Consider the following 20,095-nt stretch of genomic DNA (forward strand, 5'->3'; position numbering starts at 1 on the left):
TTAACTGACTGGCATTACTCAGTTGAGGGCTTTTTTGATGTTTTATTAAATAATTATTTACCAATACAAAATGAACCGAAGATCTTGCCCAGCAGGTCATCTGCACTGAAATCACCCGTGATCTCACCCAAAGCATTTTGCGCCAGACGTAAGGATTCCGCTACCAGTTCACCGGCGTTATACACCACCAGTTGCTCACGCGCTTCAGCCAGATAGAGCTGAGTGCGCTTCATTGCGTCTAAATGACGGGTACGTGCGATAAAGGTGTCTTCCTCAGGCTGGAAGCCTGCATGCGCTGTAATCGCTTCTATGAGCGCCTGAACGCCGGTTTCCTGCTTGGCAGAGACTGCGATATGCCGGAAACCATTTAAATCTCCAATCACGGCTTCAGCACCGGTCAGGTCGCATTTATTGCCAATCAGCATCAAACGTTTCGGTTCTATATGTTCAGCAAAATATTCCTGGGCGAGTTGCAGCGGATCTTCGCCCTGGCTTAAGTCATAGACCAAGAGCAATAAATCGGCCTGTTCGATTTCTTTAATTGCGCGGCGGATCCCTTCTTTTTCCACGATATCGCCAGTTTTACGCAAGCCCGCAGTATCGGTGAGGGTGATCGGCAAGCCATTTAAAGTAATCTTTTCATGCAGGACATCACGTGTTGTACCAGCAATATCGGTCACAATCGCGCGTTCAATTCCAGCCAGCGCATTCAGTAGAGAGGATTTACCGGCATTCGGTTTCCCCGCAATTACGACTTGTAAGCCTTCACGTAGAAGCTGTCCCTGACGTGCGGATTGCTGTACTTGAGTGACTACACTGGATACACCATCCAGCAGATTTAAAATTTTGCCATCCGCCAGAAAGTCGATTTCTTCTTCCGGGAAATCAATCGCGGCTTCCACATGCAAACGTAGGTGAATCAGCTGCTCAAGCACTGCATTGACTTTGGTCGAAAACGCCCCTTGCAAAGAACGTACTGCAGAACGGGCAGCCGCTTGCGAAGTTGCATCAATCAGGTCGGCAATCGCCTCGGCCTGCACCAGATCCAGCTTGCCATTCTCAAAAGCACGCATCGAGAATTCACCCGCTTTGGCTGCAGTGGCTCCCAGCTCCAGCAAACGGCCAAGCAGGGCATTCTGAATCACCGGACCACCATGACCCTGTAGCTCCACGACATCTTCGCCGGTAAATGAGTTTGGATTCGGGAAGCAAATCGCCAGTCCTTCATCCATGACTTCGCCTGCTGCATCGTAGAACTGGCGGAAACCGGCAAAACGCGCTTTAGGCAGCGCTTTTTGCGTCAGTTGCTGGGCAATCTCATAGGATTTCGGACCTGACAGGCGAATCACCCCAACGCCGCCACGTCCTGGTGGAGTTGCAATCGCAGCAATAGTTGTGGTTCGGTTGAGCATAAAATTCACCTGCAAAGACTCAAAAATACAGCCAAAAAAAATCCGCCTAAGATTACCATCTTAAGCGGATTTATTCAGCCTATCCGTACAACTTAGTTGACTGGAGTAGCCTCATCACGTTTCGCGCGATCTTTGGCAACAGACTTGTTAATCAAAGTTTGTTGCAGAATCGTGATCAAATTGTTGACGATCCAGTACAGGACTAGGCCTGCCGGGAAGAACAACAAGAATACGGTAAAGATAATCGGCATAAACTTGAAGACTTTCGCCTGCATTGGATCAGTTGGTTGTGGATTTAACGACTGTTGGATATACATCGTCAAGCCCATCAACAACGGCAGAATGAACCAAGGATCCATTGAAGACAAATCCTGAATCCAGAGCATCCATGGCGCATGACGCAGTTCCACAGATTCCATCAATACCCAGTACAAGGCCAGGAAAATCGGCATTTGTAATAACAGCGGTAAACAGCCGGCAAGCGGATTGACCTGTTCACGTTTGTACAATGCCATCATTTCTTGAGAGAAGCGCATCCGATCTTCACCGAACTCTTCTTTCATGCGTTGCATTTCTGGCGCAATCACCCGCATTTTCGCCATCGAGCGATAGCTCTTCGACGACAATGGCCACAGGATCAGTTTCACCAGAACGGTCAACAGAATAATTGCCCAGCCCCAGTTACCCACCAGACCATGGAAGAATTCAAGACCAACAAACAGTAATTTCGCGATTGGCCATAACCAGCCATAATCAACGGTCTGGTTTAAACCCGCAGCCAAATCTTTCAGTTCTGACTGGATTTTTGGACCTGAATAGAAAGTCGCATCAATTTCAGCCACGGTACCTGCTGGTACATTAAACGTTGGTGAAGTAAAACCGATGATGTTCATGTTATCGGTTGATTTACGTGATTCAAGCTTGGCGCTATAAGCTTCGCCATTGCCTTGAGTCAACTTCAGCTGACCTGGAACCCATGCACTAACAAAGTAGTGCTGTACCATTGCCACCCAACCACCTGTCGCTTCAGTACTCACTTTTTCTTCAACAAAGTTGTCGAATTTAAGCTTGTTGTACTGCTCGTCCGGGGTACCCCATGCACCGCCCAGGAATGTTCCTAGCGTGAAGATCCCTTGATCGGACTTGCCTGGATCTTCCGAGTTATCCCGTTTGATCTGACCGAACATCTGACCTTGCCAGGTCTGGCCACTGCGGTTAACCACTTTGTGATTTACCACGACCGGATATTCACCTTCAGTGAAATTGAAGGTCTTGATAATCTCGATCCCGTCAGCGGTTTTAAACACTAGCGGTACAGACAATACTTTCAGGTTTTCACCATCTTTGGATTTGACTATTTTCGCATCTGCCAGGGTATAAGCAGTTTTTTCCAGCTCATACATTGGACGGCCGTTACGGCTGCTGTCCGGTCCATTCAGACCGATCAGGCCAGACTGGGCGACATAAGTACGTTTCGCATCGCTTTCCAGCATCACGAACGGCTCATCGCTGTCTTTGTTCTTGTCATGATTGAGTAATTCAATACGAACAATATCACCACCCTTAGGATTGATCCAAAGGTGATAAAGGTCAGTTTGTACTGAAATAAGCTGCTGACTTACAGGTGCTGTGGCATCCGTGGCTTGCTGTGCTGGCACATTTGCTTGTGGCAGATCAGAGGCAACTGTAGCCGTCTGACCATTTGGCAAATCTGCAGATACGTCATGCGAAACAACAGCAGTTTCCTGCTGCGGTTTTGTTTCAGCATTTCCATAATCTTTTTGCCACGCCAAAATGAGCAAATATGCGACAACAAACATGGCTCCGAGAATTGCAATCCTGGCCCATTGTTGCATATGTATTACCCCAAGTGGTGAGAGTGATTTTGGTTCAATAAACGATCACGAAAGGGTACAGCAACGTGAAGCGTTTGAGAATCTATTTGCTGAAATGAAATAAAACGAATCGCTTTTGAGGGAACAGGATCATATCCCGAGCCCCCCCACGGATGACAACGGCAAATACGTTTAGTAGCCAGCCACACTCCACGCCCAGCGCCATGCATCTGGACTGCTTCCAAGGAATATTGAGAACAAGTTGGAATATAACGACAGCGCGGTCCAAGAAGAGGACTAATCGCAATCTGATAGAAACGGATCAACCAATGCAGTAAACGTACCATTGGCCAACTCTACTTTTGTGGGGAGGGGGCTATTTTTGAATGCTTTTTGGCAAGACGGTTCAGTTTCTGCCAGGCAAATTGTAATTGCTGGTGCAATTCTGCATTAGGCACTGCTTCAACACCCATTTTCGGCATGATTACAATGTCTAAGTCATCTAATTGCTGTTGATGCAGGCGAAAACTTTCGCGAGCAAGTCGTTTTACTCGATTTCTTTCGTGTGCGCGTCGCACTTTTTTCTTGGCAACAACTAAACCCAAACGGCTATTTGGCAGTTCGGAATGTTTTGCAAGAAATAAGAAATGGGGTTGATGCACTTTAAAAAGCGCACCATCAAAGACACCTTTATAATCGGCAGCACAGCGTAATCGCAACTCTGTGCCAAAACTATAAAGTTTTGTCATAACACCCAAAATCGTCTTAGCGTAACTGATTAAACAGTTAAGCTATGACGACCTTTTGCACGACGGCGAGCTAATACTTGACGACCAGCTTTAGTAGCCATACGAGCACGGAAACCATGAACACGCTTACGCTTTAATTCAGACGGTTGGAATGTACGTTTCATATTGAAACTCCAAAAAATGATCTTTCTATGAAGGTCCGCGATTTTAGTGCTCATTGCTTGAGCTGTCAATGCAAAAGCGGTTTTCTTTTCAAATAAGATTAAAAAAGATAAAGGCCTTGGTTTTTCAGAGAACTGAATAAAAAATAGTTCAATTCAAGTTAATCACAAATTAAGTTATTGTTATATAAATATATATAAGTTATAAACAACTCTATCAACAAAGTTATCCACATATTATCCAGAGTTTAAAATTAACATGCGGTTTTGAATTTAAATTTGAAGTTTTTTGAGTTATCCACAAAAACCAGTGATCTTATAAATAAATTCAAATTTATAAATTTAAATTTATTACTATTAGGGAGCACTTTTTCTATGGATAAGCCAATTTTTATTTAATTAAACATAAACTTATATTGTGGATAAAACTGTTTCTATTAATTTTATACTTTGTGGATAACTTTATGATATATTTTATCCACAGCTTGCGGATAAACTTATCCGCACTGGGTTTTAAATTTAAATTCATGCATGTTGATTTCTTTTTGCACAGTTTTTGTGGAAATTGCCATGACAGATGTGGATAACTTGGTTAGAATGGCGACCCGCTTTTGGTCGCGGTCATCTTTTTTGAATGAACAATGGAATGAATAGGGGATTCACATGCTTTGGACGGACTGCTTAAATCGCCTGCGACAAGAGCTCTCTGGAAATGTCTTTACAATGTGGATTCGCCCATTGGTTGCAGAAGAGCTGGAAGACAGCTTGCGTTTGTATGCACCTAATCCTTACTGGACGCGTTACATTCAGGAACATCATCTGGAACTGATTACGATTCTGGCAGAACAGTTGTCTGAAGGACGGGTACGCAAGGTCGAGATTTTGGTCGATTCACGTCCAGGGGCGATTTTATCTGCCAGTGAACAACCGGCGACCACAACTGCGGCATTGACCTCGACACCGATGCCAGTGCCGAAGCCGAAGAAAGAAAAAGAAGACAGCGGCAAAAATAGCCGTAGACGTCAGTTGAATCCATTGTTTACCTTCTCGCTGTTTGTGGAAGGCCGATCGAACCAGATGGCAGCAGAAACCTGTCGCAAGGTACTGACCCAGCTGGGGGCTTCACAGCACAACCCGTTATTTTTATATGGTCCGACCGGTCTGGGTAAAACCCACTTGATGCAGGCGGTCGGCAATGCGCTGTTGCAGGCCAAGCCGAATGCACGCGTCATGTACATGACCGCAGAAAGTTTTGTACAGGACTTTGTCAGCTCGTTGCAGCAGGGTAAAGTCGAAGAGTTTAAGAAAAACTGCCGTTCTCTGGATTTATTACTGGTCGATGATATTCACTTGCTGGCCGGTAAAGAGGCCAGTCTGGTCGAATTTTTCTACACCTTTAACGCACTTTTGGATGAATCCAAGCAAATTATTTTGACTTCGGATCGTTATCCTAAAGAGCTGACAGAGCTGGATCCACGTCTGGTTTCACGTTTTTCTTGGGGTTTGTCGGTCGGGGTTGAACCGCCAGATATTGAAACCCGAATTGAAATCCTGCTGAAAAAAGCCGAAAGCAACCAGGTTGATTTACCTCGTAACTGTGCGCTGTTTATTGCCCAGCAGGTGGTGGCTAACGTGCGTGAGCTTGAAGGTGCGCTGAACAAAGTGGTAGCGATTTCACGTTTTAAAGGCACACCAATTGATCTGGATGTAGTGCGTGAATCTTTAAAAGATGTGCTGGCAATTCGTGCCCGTACCATCAGTACTGAAAATATTCAGCGTGTGGTCAGTGAATATTTCCGCATTCCATTGAAAGAGCTGGTCGGTCCAAAACGCACCCGGATTTATGCACGTCCGCGTCAGCTGGCGATGGGTCTGGCACGTGAATTAACCGGCGACAGTTTTCCGGAAATTGGTATGGCTTTTGGCGGTCGTGATCACAGTACCGTGATGCATGCTTGCGAGAAAGTACAGAGCCTACGTGAAGAAGATCCGATCTTTAACGAAGACTATAAAAACCTGCAGCGTCTGTTGCAAAGTTGATCTAAATCGCTCAAATTCTATTCTTGCTATGCGGCTGCTTTTGCCGCATAGTAAACCGTCAAAAAATCACTTTTTCTATATTAATCTTCAGCTTTAGAGGAATGCACCGTGCGTTTAAAAATCGCGAAAGAAAGCTTACTGAATGTTCTCTCACATGTCGTAGGAGCGGTTGAACGTCGCCATACCTTGAATATCCTGTCTAACCTGAAAATTCAGGTGACTGCGCAAGCATTGACCGTGACCGGTTCCGATCTGGAAGTCGAACTGGTGGCAAGTACCGCATTGGCTGAAGGTGCATGTTTGCAGGAAGGCGAGACTACAGTTCCTGCACGTAAGCTGATTGATATCTGTAAGTCACTTCCTTCAGCGGCATTGGTGGATTTGCATATTACTGAAGATCAGCGCTGCATACTTAAATCAGGCAACAGCCGTTTTGTACTGGGGACCTTGCCTGCTGATGATTATCCATTACTCAATACTGAAAACACCCAAGGCACGCAAGTGACCGTGACACAGCGTGAACTGAAACGCCTGTTCGAAAAAACTGCTTTTGCCATGGCGGTTCAGGATGTACGTTTTTACCTGACCGGTACTTTGCTGGAAATTGATGCCAATCAGCTTCGTGCAGTGACCACCGATGGCCATCGTCTGGCACTCTGTGAAACGGCAGCACAATCCACTGCAACCCAGCCGATTCAGGCGATTGTGCCACGTAAGGCCGTTGCAGAGTTACAGCGTCTGCTCAGCGTTGAAGATGAGCAGTTATCTCTATTGATTGGTCGTGAACTGCTCAATGTGACCATTACTATGCCAAGCCGTGACAAGGAACAGGCGGACATTACCGTGCGTTTCACCACCAAGCTGATTGATGGTAAATTCCCGGATTATCGCCGTGTGATTCCACGTGGTGGCGACAAAGTGGTAATGATCGCGCATGATGTGTTCAAGCAGTCTTTGCAGCGTGTGGCGATTTTAAGTAATGAAAAGCTGCGTGGTGTATTTCTAAATTTCAATGCTGATTCTTTGCAACTTCGCGCCAATAACCCAGAGCAGGATGAAGCCATTGAAGATTTGGCGATTCAATATGCAGATTCACCACTAGAGATGTCGTTCAATGCACAGTATCTGATTGAAGTGCTGGGTGTACTGGATGGCGATGATGTATCGATGACCATGACTGAAGCCAACCAGTCGGTCCTGGTACAGGATCCGGCACATACCGATCAAACTTATGTCGTCATGCCGATGCGTGTTTAAGCTGCGGCTCTTGATACTCATATAAGACATGCATATTACGCGTTTACATATTGAGCGTGTGCGGAATTTAAAGACGGTTGCTCTCCACGGATTGCAGCCGTTTAATGTTTTTTATGGGCAAAATGGTTCAGGTAAAACCTCGATTTTAGAGGCGATTCATTTACTTGCTGCTGGTCGTTCCTTCCGTACTCATATTCCCAAAAATTATATCCAGCATGGCGCGCAGGATGCGATTGTATTTGCACAGTCTGCGACTGAAAAAATTGGCATGCAAAAAATGGCCAGCGGGGAGCAACTGATCAAGGTCAATGGCGATCTAGTGGCAACCCAGGGACAGCTGGCCAAACTGTTGCCCTTGCAGCTGATTGATCCGCAAAGCACCGATATTATCGATCATGGTGCTAAACCACGACGCCAACTCCTTGACTGGTTAATGTTCCACGTGGAACCAGAGTTTTATCATGCCTGGCAATATTATTCTCGTGCGCTGAAACAGCGAAATAGTTTGCTCAAAAGCAAACGCTTTCTCAGTCTGTCAGATCTGGAACCGTGGAACCAGATGCTCAGTGAATATGGTGAAATTTTACATTCGCAACGTGTCGGGATCGTGGAACAATGGAAGCCCTTTTTTGAAGATGACCTGAAACAGTTATTACCTGATTTGCAAGTCAGTCTGGAATACAGTCCGGGCTTTCACAGTGAAACTGGCCTGCTGAATGATCTGACCAACCAGCATGAAAAAGACTGTGAGCGACGCTATACCGAATATGGTCCACATCGCGCGGATTTGCGTTTAAAGACCCCGATGGGGGATGCCGACGTGATCCTGTCGCGGGGTCAGAAAAAGCTGCTGATGATCGCACTAAAACTGTCGCAAATCGCAATGCTCCATTCTTGTAATAAGGAAACTGTGGTATTATTAGATGATGTGACAGCAGAATTAGATTTAACCGCACAACAACGTTTAATTGAGCGATTGAGCCAACTTGGTAGTCAAGTTTTTATTACCACCTTAGACCATGAATCAGTACAAAAGCACTTACATGATTTGTCTATCTCATATCAGTTATTCAGTGTTGAAAACGGTACAGTTCAAGTTGTGCAATAATATTTTTTGAGTTTTACCCATCTTTGGATAGACCTATTTTTCACTAGGGAGAAACCATGAGTTCAGAAGATCAAGCTGCTTCTCAAACAGAACAAACCATTGAAAAGGCTTATGATTCCTCTAGCATCAAGGTATTACGTGGTTTAGACGCAGTCCGTAAGCGTCCGGGCATGTACATTGGTGATACAGACGATGGTACCGGCCTGCACCACATGGTGTTTGAAGTAGTCGATAACTCGATTGATGAAGCCTTGGCAGGCCACTGTGATGAAATTATAGTGACGATCCATGAAGATGAATCGGTTTCAGTATCTGATAATGGTCGTGGTATTCCGACCGACATTCACCCTGAAGAAGGCGTGTCTGCAGCAGAAGTAATTTTAACCATTCTGCATGCCGGTGGTAAGTTCGACGACAACAGTTATAAAGTCTCTGGCGGTCTGCATGGCGTTGGTGTTTCGGTGGTCAATGCGCTGTCTGAAAAACTGCTATTAAATATTAGCCGTGCGGGCAAAACTTATGAACAGGAATACCGTCATGGTGATCCTGTTTATAAATTACGTGAAACAGGTACAACTGATAAATCGGGTACAACAGTACGTTTCTACCCAAGTGCTGAAACCTTTAGTCAAACCATTTTCAATGTTGATATTTTAGCGCGTCGTTTACGTGAATTGTCATTCTTAAACGCGGGTGTACGTATTGTCCTGCGTGATGAACGCGTCAATCTTGAGAATGTCTATGACTACGAAGGTGGTTTATCTGAGTTCGTTAAATATATTAACGAAGGCAAAACTCACCTGAATGATATTTTCCATTTTACTGCTGCACAGGCCGATAACGGTATTACGGTAGAAGTCGCATTGCAGTGGAATGATTCTTATCAGGAAAATGTGCGTTGCTTTACCAATAACATCCCGCAAAAGGATGGTGGTACGCATTTGGCCGGTTTCCGCGCTGCGTTGACCCGTGGTTTAAATAACTACATGGACAGCGAAAATATCCTGAAAAAGGAAAAAGTTGCGGTATCGGGTGATGATGCGCGTGAAGGCTTGACTGCCATCGTGTCAGTCAAAGTACCTGATCCAAAATTCTCTTCACAGACCAAAGAAAAACTGGTATCGAGTGAAGTAAAAACCGCTGTTGAACAGGCCATGAACAAGGCATTTTCTGAATATTTATTGGAAAATCCACAAGCAGCCAAAGCGATTGCTGGCAAGATCATTGATGCAGCACGTGCGCGTGATGCAGCGCGTAAAGCACGCGAAATGACACGTCGTAAGAGTGCGCTGGATATTGCCGGTCTTCCAGGTAAACTGGCCGATTGTCAGGAAAAAGATCCAGCATTGTCTGAGCTATACCTGGTCGAGGGTGATTCTGCAGGTGGTTCGGCCAAACAGGGTCGTAACCGTAAAATGCAGGCGATTTTACCGCTGAAAGGTAAGATCCTGAACGTGGAACGTGCCCGTTTTGACCGTATGATTTCCTCTGCTGAAGTCGGTACGCTGATTACCGCACTCGGCTGTGGTATTGGTCGTGAGGAATATAATCCGGACAAACTGCGTTATCACAAAATCATTATCATGACCGATGCTGACGTCGATGGTTCGCATATCCGTACCTTGCTGTTAACGTTCTTCTTCCGTCAAATGCCGGAACTTGTGGAACGTGGTCATATTTATATCGCACAGCCACCATTATATAAGCTGAAAAAAGGCAAGCAGGAACAGTACATCAAGGACAATGATGCACTGGAAACCTACCTGATTTCGAATGCGATCGATGAGCTGGAGCTGCATATCAGTGCAGAAGCGCCTGCGATTCGTGGTGAAGCACTGGCGAATGTGATTGCAGATTATCAGACTTCCCAGAAGAGCTTGGCGCGTTTGACCCAGCGTTATCCTGCGAGTCTGCTTGATGCGCTGCTGTCACTGGAAGGCTTTAAGTTGGATCAGCTGGAAGACAAAACCTATGTGGAAAAATGGGGTGAGAATCTGCGTGCAGCGATTGAAGCCATTCAGCCAACATTACGTCCGGAATTAACCCTGGAGCGTTTTGAAAAAGAACTGGCAGATGGTCAAAAAACTGCAAGCTGGTTGCCACGTATCACGATCTATGTACATAACTTGCCACATAGCTACCTGTTAGACTCAGTACTGTTAGGTTCAAGTGAATATGCACGTTTATTAAAGAACTCGAAGAGCTGGTTCAGCCTGCTTGAAGAGGGTGCATATTTACAAAAAGGCGATCGCAAGATTCAGGTCAACAATTTCCATCAGGTTTGGCAGCATATCTTGCAGGACTCACGTCGTGGCATGATGATCCAGCGTTATAAAGGTCTGGGTGAGATGAATGCGGAACAGCTGTGGGAAACGACTATGGATCCAGACAATCGTAATATGCTGCAAGTAACGGTAACGGATGCGATTGAAGCCGATCGTATGTTCTCTTGCTTGATGGGCGATGACGTAGAACCACGTCGTGCTTTCATTGAAGAAAATGCCTTGAATGCAGACATTGATGCCTGATTCCTCAGGATAAAATCAAACATAAAAAAAGCGCCTTTCGAGGCGCTTTTTTTAGACCAATTTTTTACTCATATCCTGTGAGCTAGGCAGAATAAAGTAATTTTGGACAGATTTTTAGATATAGGATGGAGTTCATTTTAGTTGTTAAAAGCCAAGTTGAATAAGCCAGACTGGCTTCAAGTAAGGTTATATGTATAGATCACCAGCTCGAAAAATATGTGAAATCTGAAGCGAGTGTATTGTGATAAACACGATGAGTTTCAGAACTTCTAAGATAATTTTTGAATAGGAAAGTGAGGTGGAAGAACGCTCTTTATACGATGAAGAGTGTGTACGCAGTCCAGAATGCTTGGTGAAAACTATATTAGTCAAAGTGATATTTAAAGATACGGGTAATAAAAACAGATCGAATACGTCATGTGGATTCGACTAAAAAATAATAAATAGCCTATTCAGAAGATCCAATATCTCAAAAATAAATAAAAAGCTGCTAAAACCAACTTCTAAATTTTCAATCACTTATAAGAAATTTGGTCTAATAAGCTAAATAATACCTGAATAATATTGCTTTTAAGTATATAGCAAGCCTGATCAGATATGTGGATAAGTCTGGAGTTATCCATAGTTTTTACGTGAATAATATATTATTTTTCCACAAGCTTTAATCCACGTATTGATTCTTTATTTTAAATTCAAATTTAAACCCTAGTGTCTTGTGGATAAGTGTTTTTAAATTTAAAATAGCATTTTAAATTTAAAAGGGATTTGGCGAGATATCGCTAGTATGACCAGACAATTCCTTGGATTGGTTTTAAAATAAAAAATTATTATGAATTATATACTTGTAAATATAGTGTAGTTTCTCTAATCATTGGTGTGGAACATATTTTTAATTAAAAATTTAGGGTGTAGCTAAACTACATAATCAATTTAACAATCAAGTGAACTTTCATTTTTATTTAAAATTATACTTTTATCGATTTTTGCTTAACTTTTTTAATTCTAATTTTTTATTTATTTTTTGATTTCATTATTGAAAATCTGGCACTTCTTTTATTACTCGATAGAAAAGAGAGAGGGTCGCTGAAATCTTATTGCTTAGAAACAGGAAAAAGAGGATTGATAAAATGATGATAAAAAAATAAAAAAGCGCCTGACGGCGCTTTTTTAAATAATATTTATGGCGTCAGAATCACTTTACGACAGTCTTCTTCTTTTTTATCAAAAATACGGTAACCTTCCGCAGCATCTTCCAGTTTCATGCGATGGGTAATAATCAGATCTGGAGACAGATCTCCATTTTCAATATGTTCTAGCAACTGCGGCAAGTAGGTATGCACATGGGTTTGTCCCATTTTAAAGGTTAAACCTTTGTCAAAGGCATCACCAAACAGGAAGCCATGAATTGGACCGGCATAAACTCCAGGTACACTCACCACACCGCCGCGGCGGACCGCTGCAATACATTGTCTTAGCGCTGAACCACTCGAACCTTCTAATTTTAGGTTGGTCATTACAGTTTCCAACATACTGCCTTTGGCTTCAAAACCGACCGCATCAATGACGGCATCGACTCCACGATAACCCGTGGTGTTTTGAATGATAAATTCAGCAGCATCGACTTCATCAAAATTGACCGGAATCACCCCATAGGTTTGATGTGCGAAACGCAGACGATAAGGATGGTGATCGACCATAAAGATCTGCTCGGCACCGAGCATCCGTGCGCAGGCAGCAGCCAGAAGACCGACCGGGCCAGCGCCATAAATGGCGACACTGGAACCTCGACCGACTTGGGCATTGTTCACTGCTTGCCACGCAGTTGGCAGAATATCGGTCAGGAATAATACTTTTTCATCAGGTAGGGAACCCGGCACCTTAAATGGTCCGACATTGCCTTTGGGGATCCGTACATATTCAGCCTGACCACCCGGTATACCACCATACAGATGGCTAAAGCCAAATAAAGCTGCCCCTGGTGGGATCTGTTTTTTGTTGAGAATTGCACCACGACCGGTATTGGTATTTTCACAGGCAGCCATGAGTTCATGTTCACAGAAAAAACAGTGACCGCATGCAATCACAAAGGGAATAATCACCCGGTCACCCTTTTTGACTTCGGTTACTTCTGGGCCGACTTCTTCTACAATTCCCATAAATTCATGGCCGAAAATATCACCGTCTTCAGTGGCCGGAATTTTCCCCCGGTATAAATGCAGATCTGAGCCACAGATGGCGGTGGCTGTCACCCTTAAAATAACGTCATCTGGTTCCTGAATCACTGGATCTGGAACGGATTCAACTCGTACATCCCGAGCACCATGATAGGTAAGAGCACGCATGCGGATTTCCTCTCTCTAGTTCAACATTAAACAGACTCTTAGCAAGGCTGCCAAAAATTAAAAAACACTTGTATTAGAGCCTTAGGATGAAACAGCGCGCTGTAAATTAATGTATGAAATAAGGCATCCAACTGTTTAAAAAATAAACTTATATAGGGTTTGCGTAATTCATGACCTTATGTGTCGAATGAATAGAAAAGAACAGAATTAAAGAAACATCTAGACGTAGATGAAAAAATACAGGGGGGAAAATGGAAGAGAAAACATTAAAAGTAGTGAATAAAAAAGAGATGAACAACGTTGGTCATTCATCTCTTATCTTAAATCTTACTAAAAGAGCTTTAGAACGTCTGTTCCAGACTTTCCAGTTCCATCATCAGTTCTAGCATTTGCTCTTCGGCTGTTTCCAGTTTGGCTTTTAGCTCGGTTTGCTCATTCATCAGTTTCAGCAAATCATTTTTACGTGATGCTTCGTATAAAGCACTGTCACCCAGCAGGTTTTCAATTTCAATCAGTCGCGGCTGTAGTTTGGCCATCTGTGCTTCGCATTTTTCAATATTCTTGCGAATCGGACGACTTAGTTCCCGCTGGCGAGCAGCTTCCTTACGTTGTGCTTCCTTGTCCAGTTTGGAAATAGTCGGTTTGACTTCGACTTGGGATTTCACCGGTTCTGCTGGCTTTTGCCCATTTTTAATCATCTCAATACGGGCTTGGCGTAACCAGTCAGCATAGGCAGTAAGATCACCATCAAACTCACGGCATTGACCATTATGTACCAGTAGCAGTTCATCACAGACGCTGGCGATGAGCTGACGTTCATGCGAAACCAGAACTACCGCGCCCTGAAAATCTTGTAAAGCCATAGTCAGTGCATGACGCATATCCAGGTCTAAATGGTTGGTCGGCTCATCCAGAATCAGTACATTCGGACGCTGCCAAACAATCAGTGCTAGGGCCAAACGTGCACGTTCACCGCCTGAGAAGCTTTCGCTTGGCGTATCCATACGTTCGCCACTAAAACCGAAACTACCCAAGAAGGAGCGTAGACTGGCTTCACTGATTTTTTTATCGGCGATACGTGCCAGTTGTAACATCGGGCTGGCATTGCCATCCAGTGCGTCCATCTGATGCTGGGCAAAATAACCGATATTCAATAGTTCTGAATCTTTACGCAGGCCCTGAATCAGTTTCAGGTCACCGACCAGCGATTTAATCAGCGTCGATTTACCAGCACCATTCATCCCGAGCAAACCGATCCGGCTGTTTGGCGTGATCTGTAAGTTTACATTGGTCACAATCAGCTTGTCGCCATAACCGATATCGGCATGTTCCAGTTGCAATAACGGTGAACTCATTTTGGTCGGTTCACGGAAACTGAAAGTAAATGGTGTATCGACATGTGCAGCAGATAATTCCTGCATACGTTCCAACTGTTTAATCCGGCTCTGTGCCTGTTTGGCTTTGGTCGCTTGCGCTTTAAAACGGTCAATATATTTTTGCAGATGTGCACGGGTTTCCAGCTGCTTTTCATACGCCTGTTGCTGCTGCGCCAGACGTTCACTGCGGGTACGCTCGAAAGTCGAATAGTTACCGGTATATAAAATCAGTTCCTGATTTTCGATATGTAAAATATGATCGGTAATCGCATCGAGGAAATCCCGGTCATGCGAAATCAGTACCAGGGTGCCTTCATAAGCCTTGAGCCAGTCTTCGAGCCAGAGAATTGCGTCCAAGTCCAGATGGTTAGTCGGTTCATCGAGGAGCAGTAAGTCTGAGCGGCTCATCAGGGTACGCGCCAGATTCAAACGCATACGCCATCCACCGGAAAAACTTGAAACATCCAGTTGTGATTGATGTTCAAAGAAGCCCAGACCGGCCATCAATTGCGAGGCTTTGGCAGGAGCCGAATAACCTGAAATTTCATCAAAACGGCCATACAAATGGGCTAGTTCTGCATCATCCAGTTGATCCGGTTGATCGAGTTTCTGCTGAATATCCCAGTATTCTTCATCGCCCGATAATACGAAATCAATCGCTTTCATATTCAGTGCTTTGATTTCCTGAGCCATATGCGCCACGGTCCATACCGCAGGTCGGGTCAGCGAACCGGTGTCCGATTCCATGCCGCCGAGCAATGCTGAAAACAGGGTTGATTTCCCGGCACCATTGACACCGGTTAGGCCAATTTTCCATCCTGGGTGTAACTGCATCGACGCTTTTTGAAATAAAACACGTCCACCGCGACGTATAGATAACTGGTCTAACTGAATCATTGAGAAATCAAAGCTAAGAAATAAGATGCGCCTATTCTAAAGGAAAGCCCTGTGAAAATGAAAAATCTTACCGGTTTTGCTGAAATGAGTCAGTTTTCATCTCTGTCAATTGATCTGGGATAGACGCACAAGTTGAGTAAAAGCTCTATTTTATGCGTGAACAGTGGTTTATAGTTCAGGCTGATCGAGCAAAAAATACCATAGAGTCAAATAAAAATGAAAAAGGGATGTTTAATTTTGTCGGCACTGGGTCTTTTGGTGTCGACTTCAACTCAAGCCAGAGTGAATGTCTGTGTTTTTGATTTGCTGGGGAAATCTGGTGAGTCTTACAAGCTGCTGGAGGAATGGGCGCTGGCAGCAAAAGGCTGGGGTGCCGAAATTCAGTTAAGCGCGTATCAGGACGAAGCCAAGGTCGATCAGGATGTCAAAGCAGGAAAATGTGATGCCTTCTATATGACCTCGATGCGTGCCCGCGCCTATAACAAATTTGCCGGATCAATTGATGCGATTGGCGGCGTGCCGAATAATGATATTGCGATAAAAGCCATTAGTTATGTACTGGATAAACGCAATAGCAAACGCCTGATCACCCAGATTGGCAAAGAAAAATTCGAAGTCGCAGGCATCGGCCAGATTGGACCAGCCTATATTTTTGTTCGTGATCGTACTCTAAATAAACTGGAACAGGTCAAAGGCAAGAAATTTGCTGTGCTGCATTATGACTATGCGCAAAAAATCATGGTCGACCGGATTGAAGCCGTACCGGTCATGTCAGAAATTTCCAATTTTATTCGTAAGTTTAATCAAGGCGAAGTGGATATTGTCGCTGCACCGGCTTATGCATTTAAACCGCTGGAATTACAGAAAGGACTAGGCCGTCAAGGCGCAATGATTAATTTTCCGGTAATTAATGTCACTGCCGATCTGATTATTCGTCAGGAGAAGTTTCCGGCAAGCTTTGCCGCGCAATCCCGAAACTGGTTTGTCAAACAGTTACCGCGCAGCTTTGCGATGGTCAAGCGCATGGAAGCTGAGATTCCAAGCAAATATATTTTGAATCTCAGCCGTGAAGACCGCGTGGCCTATCAAAAGATTTTGCGTGATGGGCGGATCGATTTAACCCGGCAGGGGATTTATGATCAGAGCATGATGAACGTATTGAAACGCGCGCGTTGTACGGTAGAACGAACCAATTTTGAATGTTCGATTGGTGGCGAATAAATCTGAAATCATGTATATCTTTGTAACTATATCTGGGTAAATGTAATTATAAGAAAGTAGTTTTAAATATTAAAATATTGATATTTAAATATATATTTAAAAATAATCTATGCAAATAATTCTGATTTATCTTTATAGGCCAAAATGCCGGTTTTAAATGGAGTAAATGCTCTATTTTTTTTAATTAAACTTGCTTAATATTTGTCCCGTGTACGGACACTCAGCGAATAACAAGATTTCAAAGGATAACTACAATGAAAAAAACACTCTTATCATTGGCTGCATTCTCTGCATTTGGTTTTGCAAGTGCGGCGCATGCAGAAAAAGTCGATATCTGTGTGTTTGACTTACTGGGTAAATCCGGTGAGTCTTTCCAGATGGCGCAAGAATGGGCATTGGCTGCAAAAGGCTGGGGCGCAGAAATTAATCTGATTGCCCGTCAGGATGAAGCGGTTGCCGACAATGACTTCAAGGCCGGTAAATGTGATGGCGTGTTTATGACCGCCATGCGTGCCCGTCAATACAATAAATTTGCCGGTTCTATTGATGCACTGGGTGGTGCACCAAGTAATGCTATTGCCCAGCGTGCGATCAGTTTTGCTTTGGACAAACGTAATGCAGCGAAAATGGTCAGTAATATGGGCGGCAAAAAATATGAAATTGCCGGTATTTCCCCGCTGGGTTCGGCATTTATTTTCGTGCGTGATAAGAATATCAATTCGATTGAAAAAGCCGCAGGGAAGAAATTCGCCGTACTCGGCTATGACGATGCCCAGAAAATTATGGTTCAGCGCGTCGGTGCGCAGGCAGTGATCTCCGATGTTTCCAACTTTGTCGCCAAATTTAATAATGGTCAGGTGGATATGGTCGGTGCGCCTGCTTATGCCTACAAGCCATTAGAAATCTATAAAGGTCTGGGTAATAACGGCGCAATGTTTAATTTCCCAGTGCTGCATGTGACTTCTGATTTTGTGATTCGTCCGGAAAAGTTCCCCGCCGGTTTTGGACAGAAATCGCGTGACTGGTTTATCAAAAACCTGCCAAAGAGCATGGGGATGATCAGCCGTCTGGAAGCGGGTATTCCGTCGAAATATAAAATGAATCTGAGCGCTGAAGATAAAACTAAGTATCAGAAAATGTTACGTGATGGCCGGATGGACATGACCAAACGCGGAATCTATGATGCCAGCATGATGTCGGTCTTAAAACGTGCACGCTGTTCTGTCGATAAGGCCAACTTTGAATGTTCAATTGCTGGCGAATAATCTGATTTTTAAAGAAAAAAGCTTAGATTGATCTAGGCTTTTTTTATGGCTGAACCAGGTCAGATCTGCCATTGTGCAGCGAATAAAATAGCTTAAGCTTGAGCTAACTATTAAATTCGAATGTTTTATATAAAAAACAATCACATGTGACTAAAAGTGCAATAACAAAAACAAGCGATAAGGAAATGAGGATGATGCATAGAAGATGGAAAGCACTGGCATTGGCTACGGCGACACTGGCTGTTTCAGGTCTGGCGCAAGCCAAACAGGTGATTTGCGTATTTGATCTGGTCGGTAAAAACGGTGATGTCTATAGTGTGATGAAAGACTATCAGTTGGCAGCCAAAAACTGGGGTGCAGATGTCGAACTGCGGGTCAATACCAATGAAGCGGTGGTTGCAGAAGATTTTAAAGCCGGGAAATGTGATGGGATCAGTGTTACCGGTATGCGTGGCCGTCAATTTAATAATTTTACTGGTTCACTCGATGCCATTGGTGCAATTCCAGATCTGAATCTGGCGGTTAAAGTGATGCAGGGACTGGCCAGTCCAACTTTTGCCAAACATATGCTGCAAGGCAAATATGAGGTAGTCGGTGTCATTCCTGTAGGTGATGCTTTTCTGTTAGTAAACGACCGCAGTATTAATACCGTTGCCAAAGCAGCCGGTAAAAAAATTGCCGTACTTGACTATGATGAAGCACAAAAAATCATGGTACAGCAGGTCGGCGCACAGGCAGTGAGTGCCGATGTCACCAATTTTGGTGCCAAGTTTAACAATGGCCAAGTGGATATTATTGGTGCACCAGCAGCAGTATTTAAACCGCTGGAATTACATAAAGGCTTGGGTAGCAAAGGCGCGATTGTGAATTATCCGGTGTTGCAGGTCACTGGTAATATCATTATCCGTCCAGATAAATTTCCGGCAGGTTACGGACAAAAATCACGTGAATGGGTGAGAAGTCAGTTACCACGTGCCTTTGGTATTTTGGGGAAAATGAAAGCGGACATTCCAGCAAAATACTGGATGGATATTCCTGCAGCAGACAAACCGGGTTACCAGAAAATGATGCGGGATTCCCGAATTGACCTGACCAAACGCGGCGTTTATGACAAACGCATGATGAAATTGCTGTGGCAATTCCGCTGCAAACAGAATCCGAAAAACTTTGAATGTGCCTTACAGGATGAGAACTACAAATAATCCTGATAAAATTACTCTGATTTGACTTTTAATCTGTGCAGACTGACCATATATTGAGTGTGCTATACTTAAATATGGTCTTTTCTTTTTAAAGACATTCCATTCAACAGAGGAATCCGCCATGAATGCCCAAGCGCTTGTGCTCACCGACAATGCCGCAAATAAAGTACGCCAGTTGCGTGACAGTGAAGGTAACCAAGACTTAATGCTCCGTGTCTATGTGACCGGTGGCGGCTGTTCAGGTTTCTCTTATGGCTTTAACTTTGCGGAAAGCCAGAATGAAGATGATGCAGAATTTGCCAATGGTGATGTTAAAGTCTTAGTCGATTCATTGAGTTATCAATATCTGGTCGGTTCAGTTGTAGATTATTTAGAAGGTCTGGAAGGTTCACGTTTCGTGGTACAAAACCCGAATGCGACCACGACCTGTGGTTGTGGATCTTCATTCTCGATCTAAATCCATGCACAAAAAAAGTCCTCTCAATGAGTAATGCCAGTCAGTTAAGCAAAAAAAGTTAAAATGCTGTAAAAAGAGCGTATGTAAATACGCTCTTTTTTTATGAATTTATCTCAGAATCTAGATTTAACATTAAAACAAACCCTACCTTCACTTTCACAATTCAGTGAATTGATTGATTTAAACTGGATTGAAGATTGCTTAGACCAAACAGGTAAAGCATCAATTCGAAAAAGAAAACTGCC

General features: G+C 43.9%; 16 protein-coding genes. 9 read left to right on the plus strand and 7 right to left on the minus strand.

Going from position 1 to position 20,095, the window contains the following annotated elements; translation table 11 throughout:
* Positions 1-53: 53 nt before the first annotated feature.
* The 5 genes from mnmE to rpmH form a co-directional block, all read right to left on the minus strand.
* On the minus strand, positions 54-1,412 hold the full coding sequence (gene mnmE / locus BFN00_RS02135; RefSeq protein WP_071850327.1) for a tRNA uridine-5-carboxymethylaminomethyl(34) synthesis GTPase MnmE: 1,359 nt from the start codon (positions 1,410-1,412) through the stop codon (positions 54-56).
* Positions 1,413-1,504: 92 nt separating this feature from the next.
* Positions 1,505-3,268, minus strand: a complete 1,764-nt coding sequence (gene yidC / locus BFN00_RS02140; protein WP_071850328.1) for a membrane protein insertase YidC — start codon at positions 3,266-3,268, stop codon at positions 1,505-1,507.
* A 5-nt stretch (positions 3,269-3,273) separates the two neighbouring features.
* Positions 3,274-3,594 carry a membrane protein insertion efficiency factor YidD gene (gene yidD, locus BFN00_RS02145; RefSeq protein WP_004281931.1) on the minus strand — a complete coding sequence of 107 codons (321 nt, stop codon included), beginning with the start codon at positions 3,592-3,594 and terminating at the stop codon, positions 3,274-3,276.
* Between the two features lie 9 nt (positions 3,595-3,603).
* The gene (gene rnpA / locus BFN00_RS02150; protein WP_004281932.1) at positions 3,604-3,996 is read right to left on the minus strand and encodes a ribonuclease P protein component; all 393 of its coding nucleotides are present in this window, start codon (positions 3,994-3,996) and stop codon (positions 3,604-3,606) included.
* 29 nt (positions 3,997-4,025) lie between these two features.
* Entirely contained in the window at positions 4,026-4,160 is a 135-nt protein-coding gene (gene rpmH / locus BFN00_RS02155) for a 50S ribosomal protein L34 (protein WP_000831329.1), read from the minus strand.
* Positions 4,161-4,820: 660 nt separating this feature from the next.
* Here rpmH and dnaA point away from each other — a divergent pair.
* From dnaA to gyrB, 4 genes are all read left to right on the plus strand, one after another.
* Positions 4,821-6,197 (plus strand): chromosomal replication initiator protein DnaA, encoded by a 1,377-nt coding sequence (gene dnaA, locus BFN00_RS02160; protein ID WP_004281934.1) that lies wholly within the window; start codon positions 4,821-4,823, stop codon positions 6,195-6,197.
* Positions 6,198-6,305: 108 nt separating this feature from the next.
* Positions 6,306-7,454 (plus strand): DNA polymerase III subunit beta, encoded by a 1,149-nt coding sequence (dnaN, locus tag BFN00_RS02165; protein ID WP_071850329.1) that lies wholly within the window; start codon positions 6,306-6,308, stop codon positions 7,452-7,454.
* A 28-nt stretch (positions 7,455-7,482) separates the two neighbouring features.
* On the plus strand, positions 7,483-8,562 hold the full coding sequence (gene recF / locus BFN00_RS02170) for a DNA replication/repair protein RecF (protein WP_004728979.1): 1,080 nt from the start codon (positions 7,483-7,485) through the stop codon (positions 8,560-8,562).
* 56 nt (positions 8,563-8,618) lie between these two features.
* Positions 8,619-11,090 (plus strand): DNA topoisomerase (ATP-hydrolyzing) subunit B, encoded by a 2,472-nt coding sequence (gene gyrB / locus BFN00_RS02175; protein ID WP_071850330.1) that lies wholly within the window; start codon positions 8,619-8,621, stop codon positions 11,088-11,090.
* 1,178 nt (positions 11,091-12,268) lie between these two features.
* Here the strand turns inward: gyrB and BFN00_RS02180 are convergent.
* The gene (locus BFN00_RS02180) at positions 12,269-13,432 is read right to left on the minus strand and encodes a zinc-dependent alcohol dehydrogenase (protein WP_071850331.1); all 1,164 of its coding nucleotides are present in this window, start codon (positions 13,430-13,432) and stop codon (positions 12,269-12,271) included.
* A gap of 341 nt (positions 13,433-13,773) precedes the next feature.
* A complete protein-coding gene (locus tag BFN00_RS02185; protein WP_004281940.1) occupies positions 13,774-15,705 on the minus strand; it encodes an ATP-binding cassette domain-containing protein in 1,932 nt (643 codons plus the stop codon).
* A gap of 216 nt (positions 15,706-15,921) precedes the next feature.
* Between BFN00_RS02185 and BFN00_RS02190 the strand changes: the two genes are divergently transcribed.
* The 5 genes from BFN00_RS02190 to BFN00_RS15765 all read left to right on the plus strand — a co-directional run.
* Complete coding sequence (locus BFN00_RS02190; RefSeq protein WP_071850332.1) at positions 15,922-16,926, plus strand: putative solute-binding protein; 1,005 nt, start codon at positions 15,922-15,924, stop codon at positions 16,924-16,926.
* Positions 16,927-17,180: 254 nt separating this feature from the next.
* Entirely contained in the window at positions 17,181-18,191 is a 1,011-nt protein-coding gene (locus tag BFN00_RS02195) for a putative solute-binding protein (protein ID WP_005094844.1), read from the plus strand.
* Positions 18,192-18,385: 194 nt separating this feature from the next.
* Positions 18,386-19,393, plus strand: coding sequence for a putative solute-binding protein (locus BFN00_RS02200; protein ID WP_071850333.1), 1,008 nt, complete (start codon positions 18,386-18,388; stop codon positions 19,391-19,393).
* Positions 19,394-19,514: 121 nt separating this feature from the next.
* Positions 19,515-19,850 (plus strand): iron-sulfur cluster insertion protein ErpA, encoded by a 336-nt coding sequence (gene erpA / locus BFN00_RS02205; protein ID WP_004281944.1) that lies wholly within the window; start codon positions 19,515-19,517, stop codon positions 19,848-19,850.
* A gap of 102 nt (positions 19,851-19,952) precedes the next feature.
* A partial coding sequence (locus tag BFN00_RS15765; protein WP_171260753.1) for a transposase domain-containing protein occupies positions 19,953-20,095 on the plus strand: 143 nt, incomplete at its 3' end.

This window comes from Acinetobacter sp. AR2-3 (assembly GCF_001878775.1).
GTDB lineage: Bacteria > Pseudomonadota > Gammaproteobacteria > Pseudomonadales > Moraxellaceae > Acinetobacter > Acinetobacter lwoffii_D.

Coding starts and splice junctions, on each gene's coding strand:
- mnmE (WP_071850327.1), bottom strand. CDS start 1,412: ATGCTCAACCGAACCACAACTATTGCTGCGATTGCAACTCCACCAGGA.
- yidC (WP_071850328.1), bottom strand. CDS start 3,268: ATGCAACAATGGGCCAGGATTGCAATTCTCGGAGCCATGTTTGTTGTC.
- yidD (WP_004281931.1), bottom strand. CDS start 3,594: ATGGTACGTTTACTGCATTGGTTGATCCGTTTCTATCAGATTGCGATT.
- rnpA (WP_004281932.1), bottom strand. CDS start 3,996: ATGACAAAACTTTATAGTTTTGGCACAGAGTTGCGATTACGCTGTGCT.
- rpmH (WP_000831329.1), bottom strand. CDS start 4,160: ATGAAACGTACATTCCAACCGTCTGAATTAAAGCGTAAGCGTGTTCAT.
- dnaA (WP_004281934.1), top strand. CDS start 4,821: ATGCTTTGGACGGACTGCTTAAATCGCCTGCGACAAGAGCTCTCTGGA.
- recF (WP_004728979.1), top strand. CDS start 7,483: ATGCATATTACGCGTTTACATATTGAGCGTGTGCGGAATTTAAAGACG.
- gyrB (WP_071850330.1), top strand. CDS start 8,619: ATGAGTTCAGAAGATCAAGCTGCTTCTCAAACAGAACAAACCATTGAA.
- BFN00_RS02180 (WP_071850331.1), bottom strand. CDS start 13,432: ATGCGTGCTCTTACCTATCATGGTGCTCGGGATGTACGAGTTGAATCC.
- BFN00_RS02185 (WP_004281940.1), bottom strand. CDS start 15,705: ATGATTCAGTTAGACCAGTTATCTATACGTCGCGGTGGACGTGTTTTA.
- BFN00_RS02190 (WP_071850332.1), top strand. CDS start 15,922: ATGAAAAAGGGATGTTTAATTTTGTCGGCACTGGGTCTTTTGGTGTCG.
- BFN00_RS02195 (WP_005094844.1), top strand. CDS start 17,181: ATGAAAAAAACACTCTTATCATTGGCTGCATTCTCTGCATTTGGTTTT.
- BFN00_RS02200 (WP_071850333.1), top strand. CDS start 18,386: ATGCATAGAAGATGGAAAGCACTGGCATTGGCTACGGCGACACTGGCT.
- erpA (WP_004281944.1), top strand. CDS start 19,515: ATGAATGCCCAAGCGCTTGTGCTCACCGACAATGCCGCAAATAAAGTA.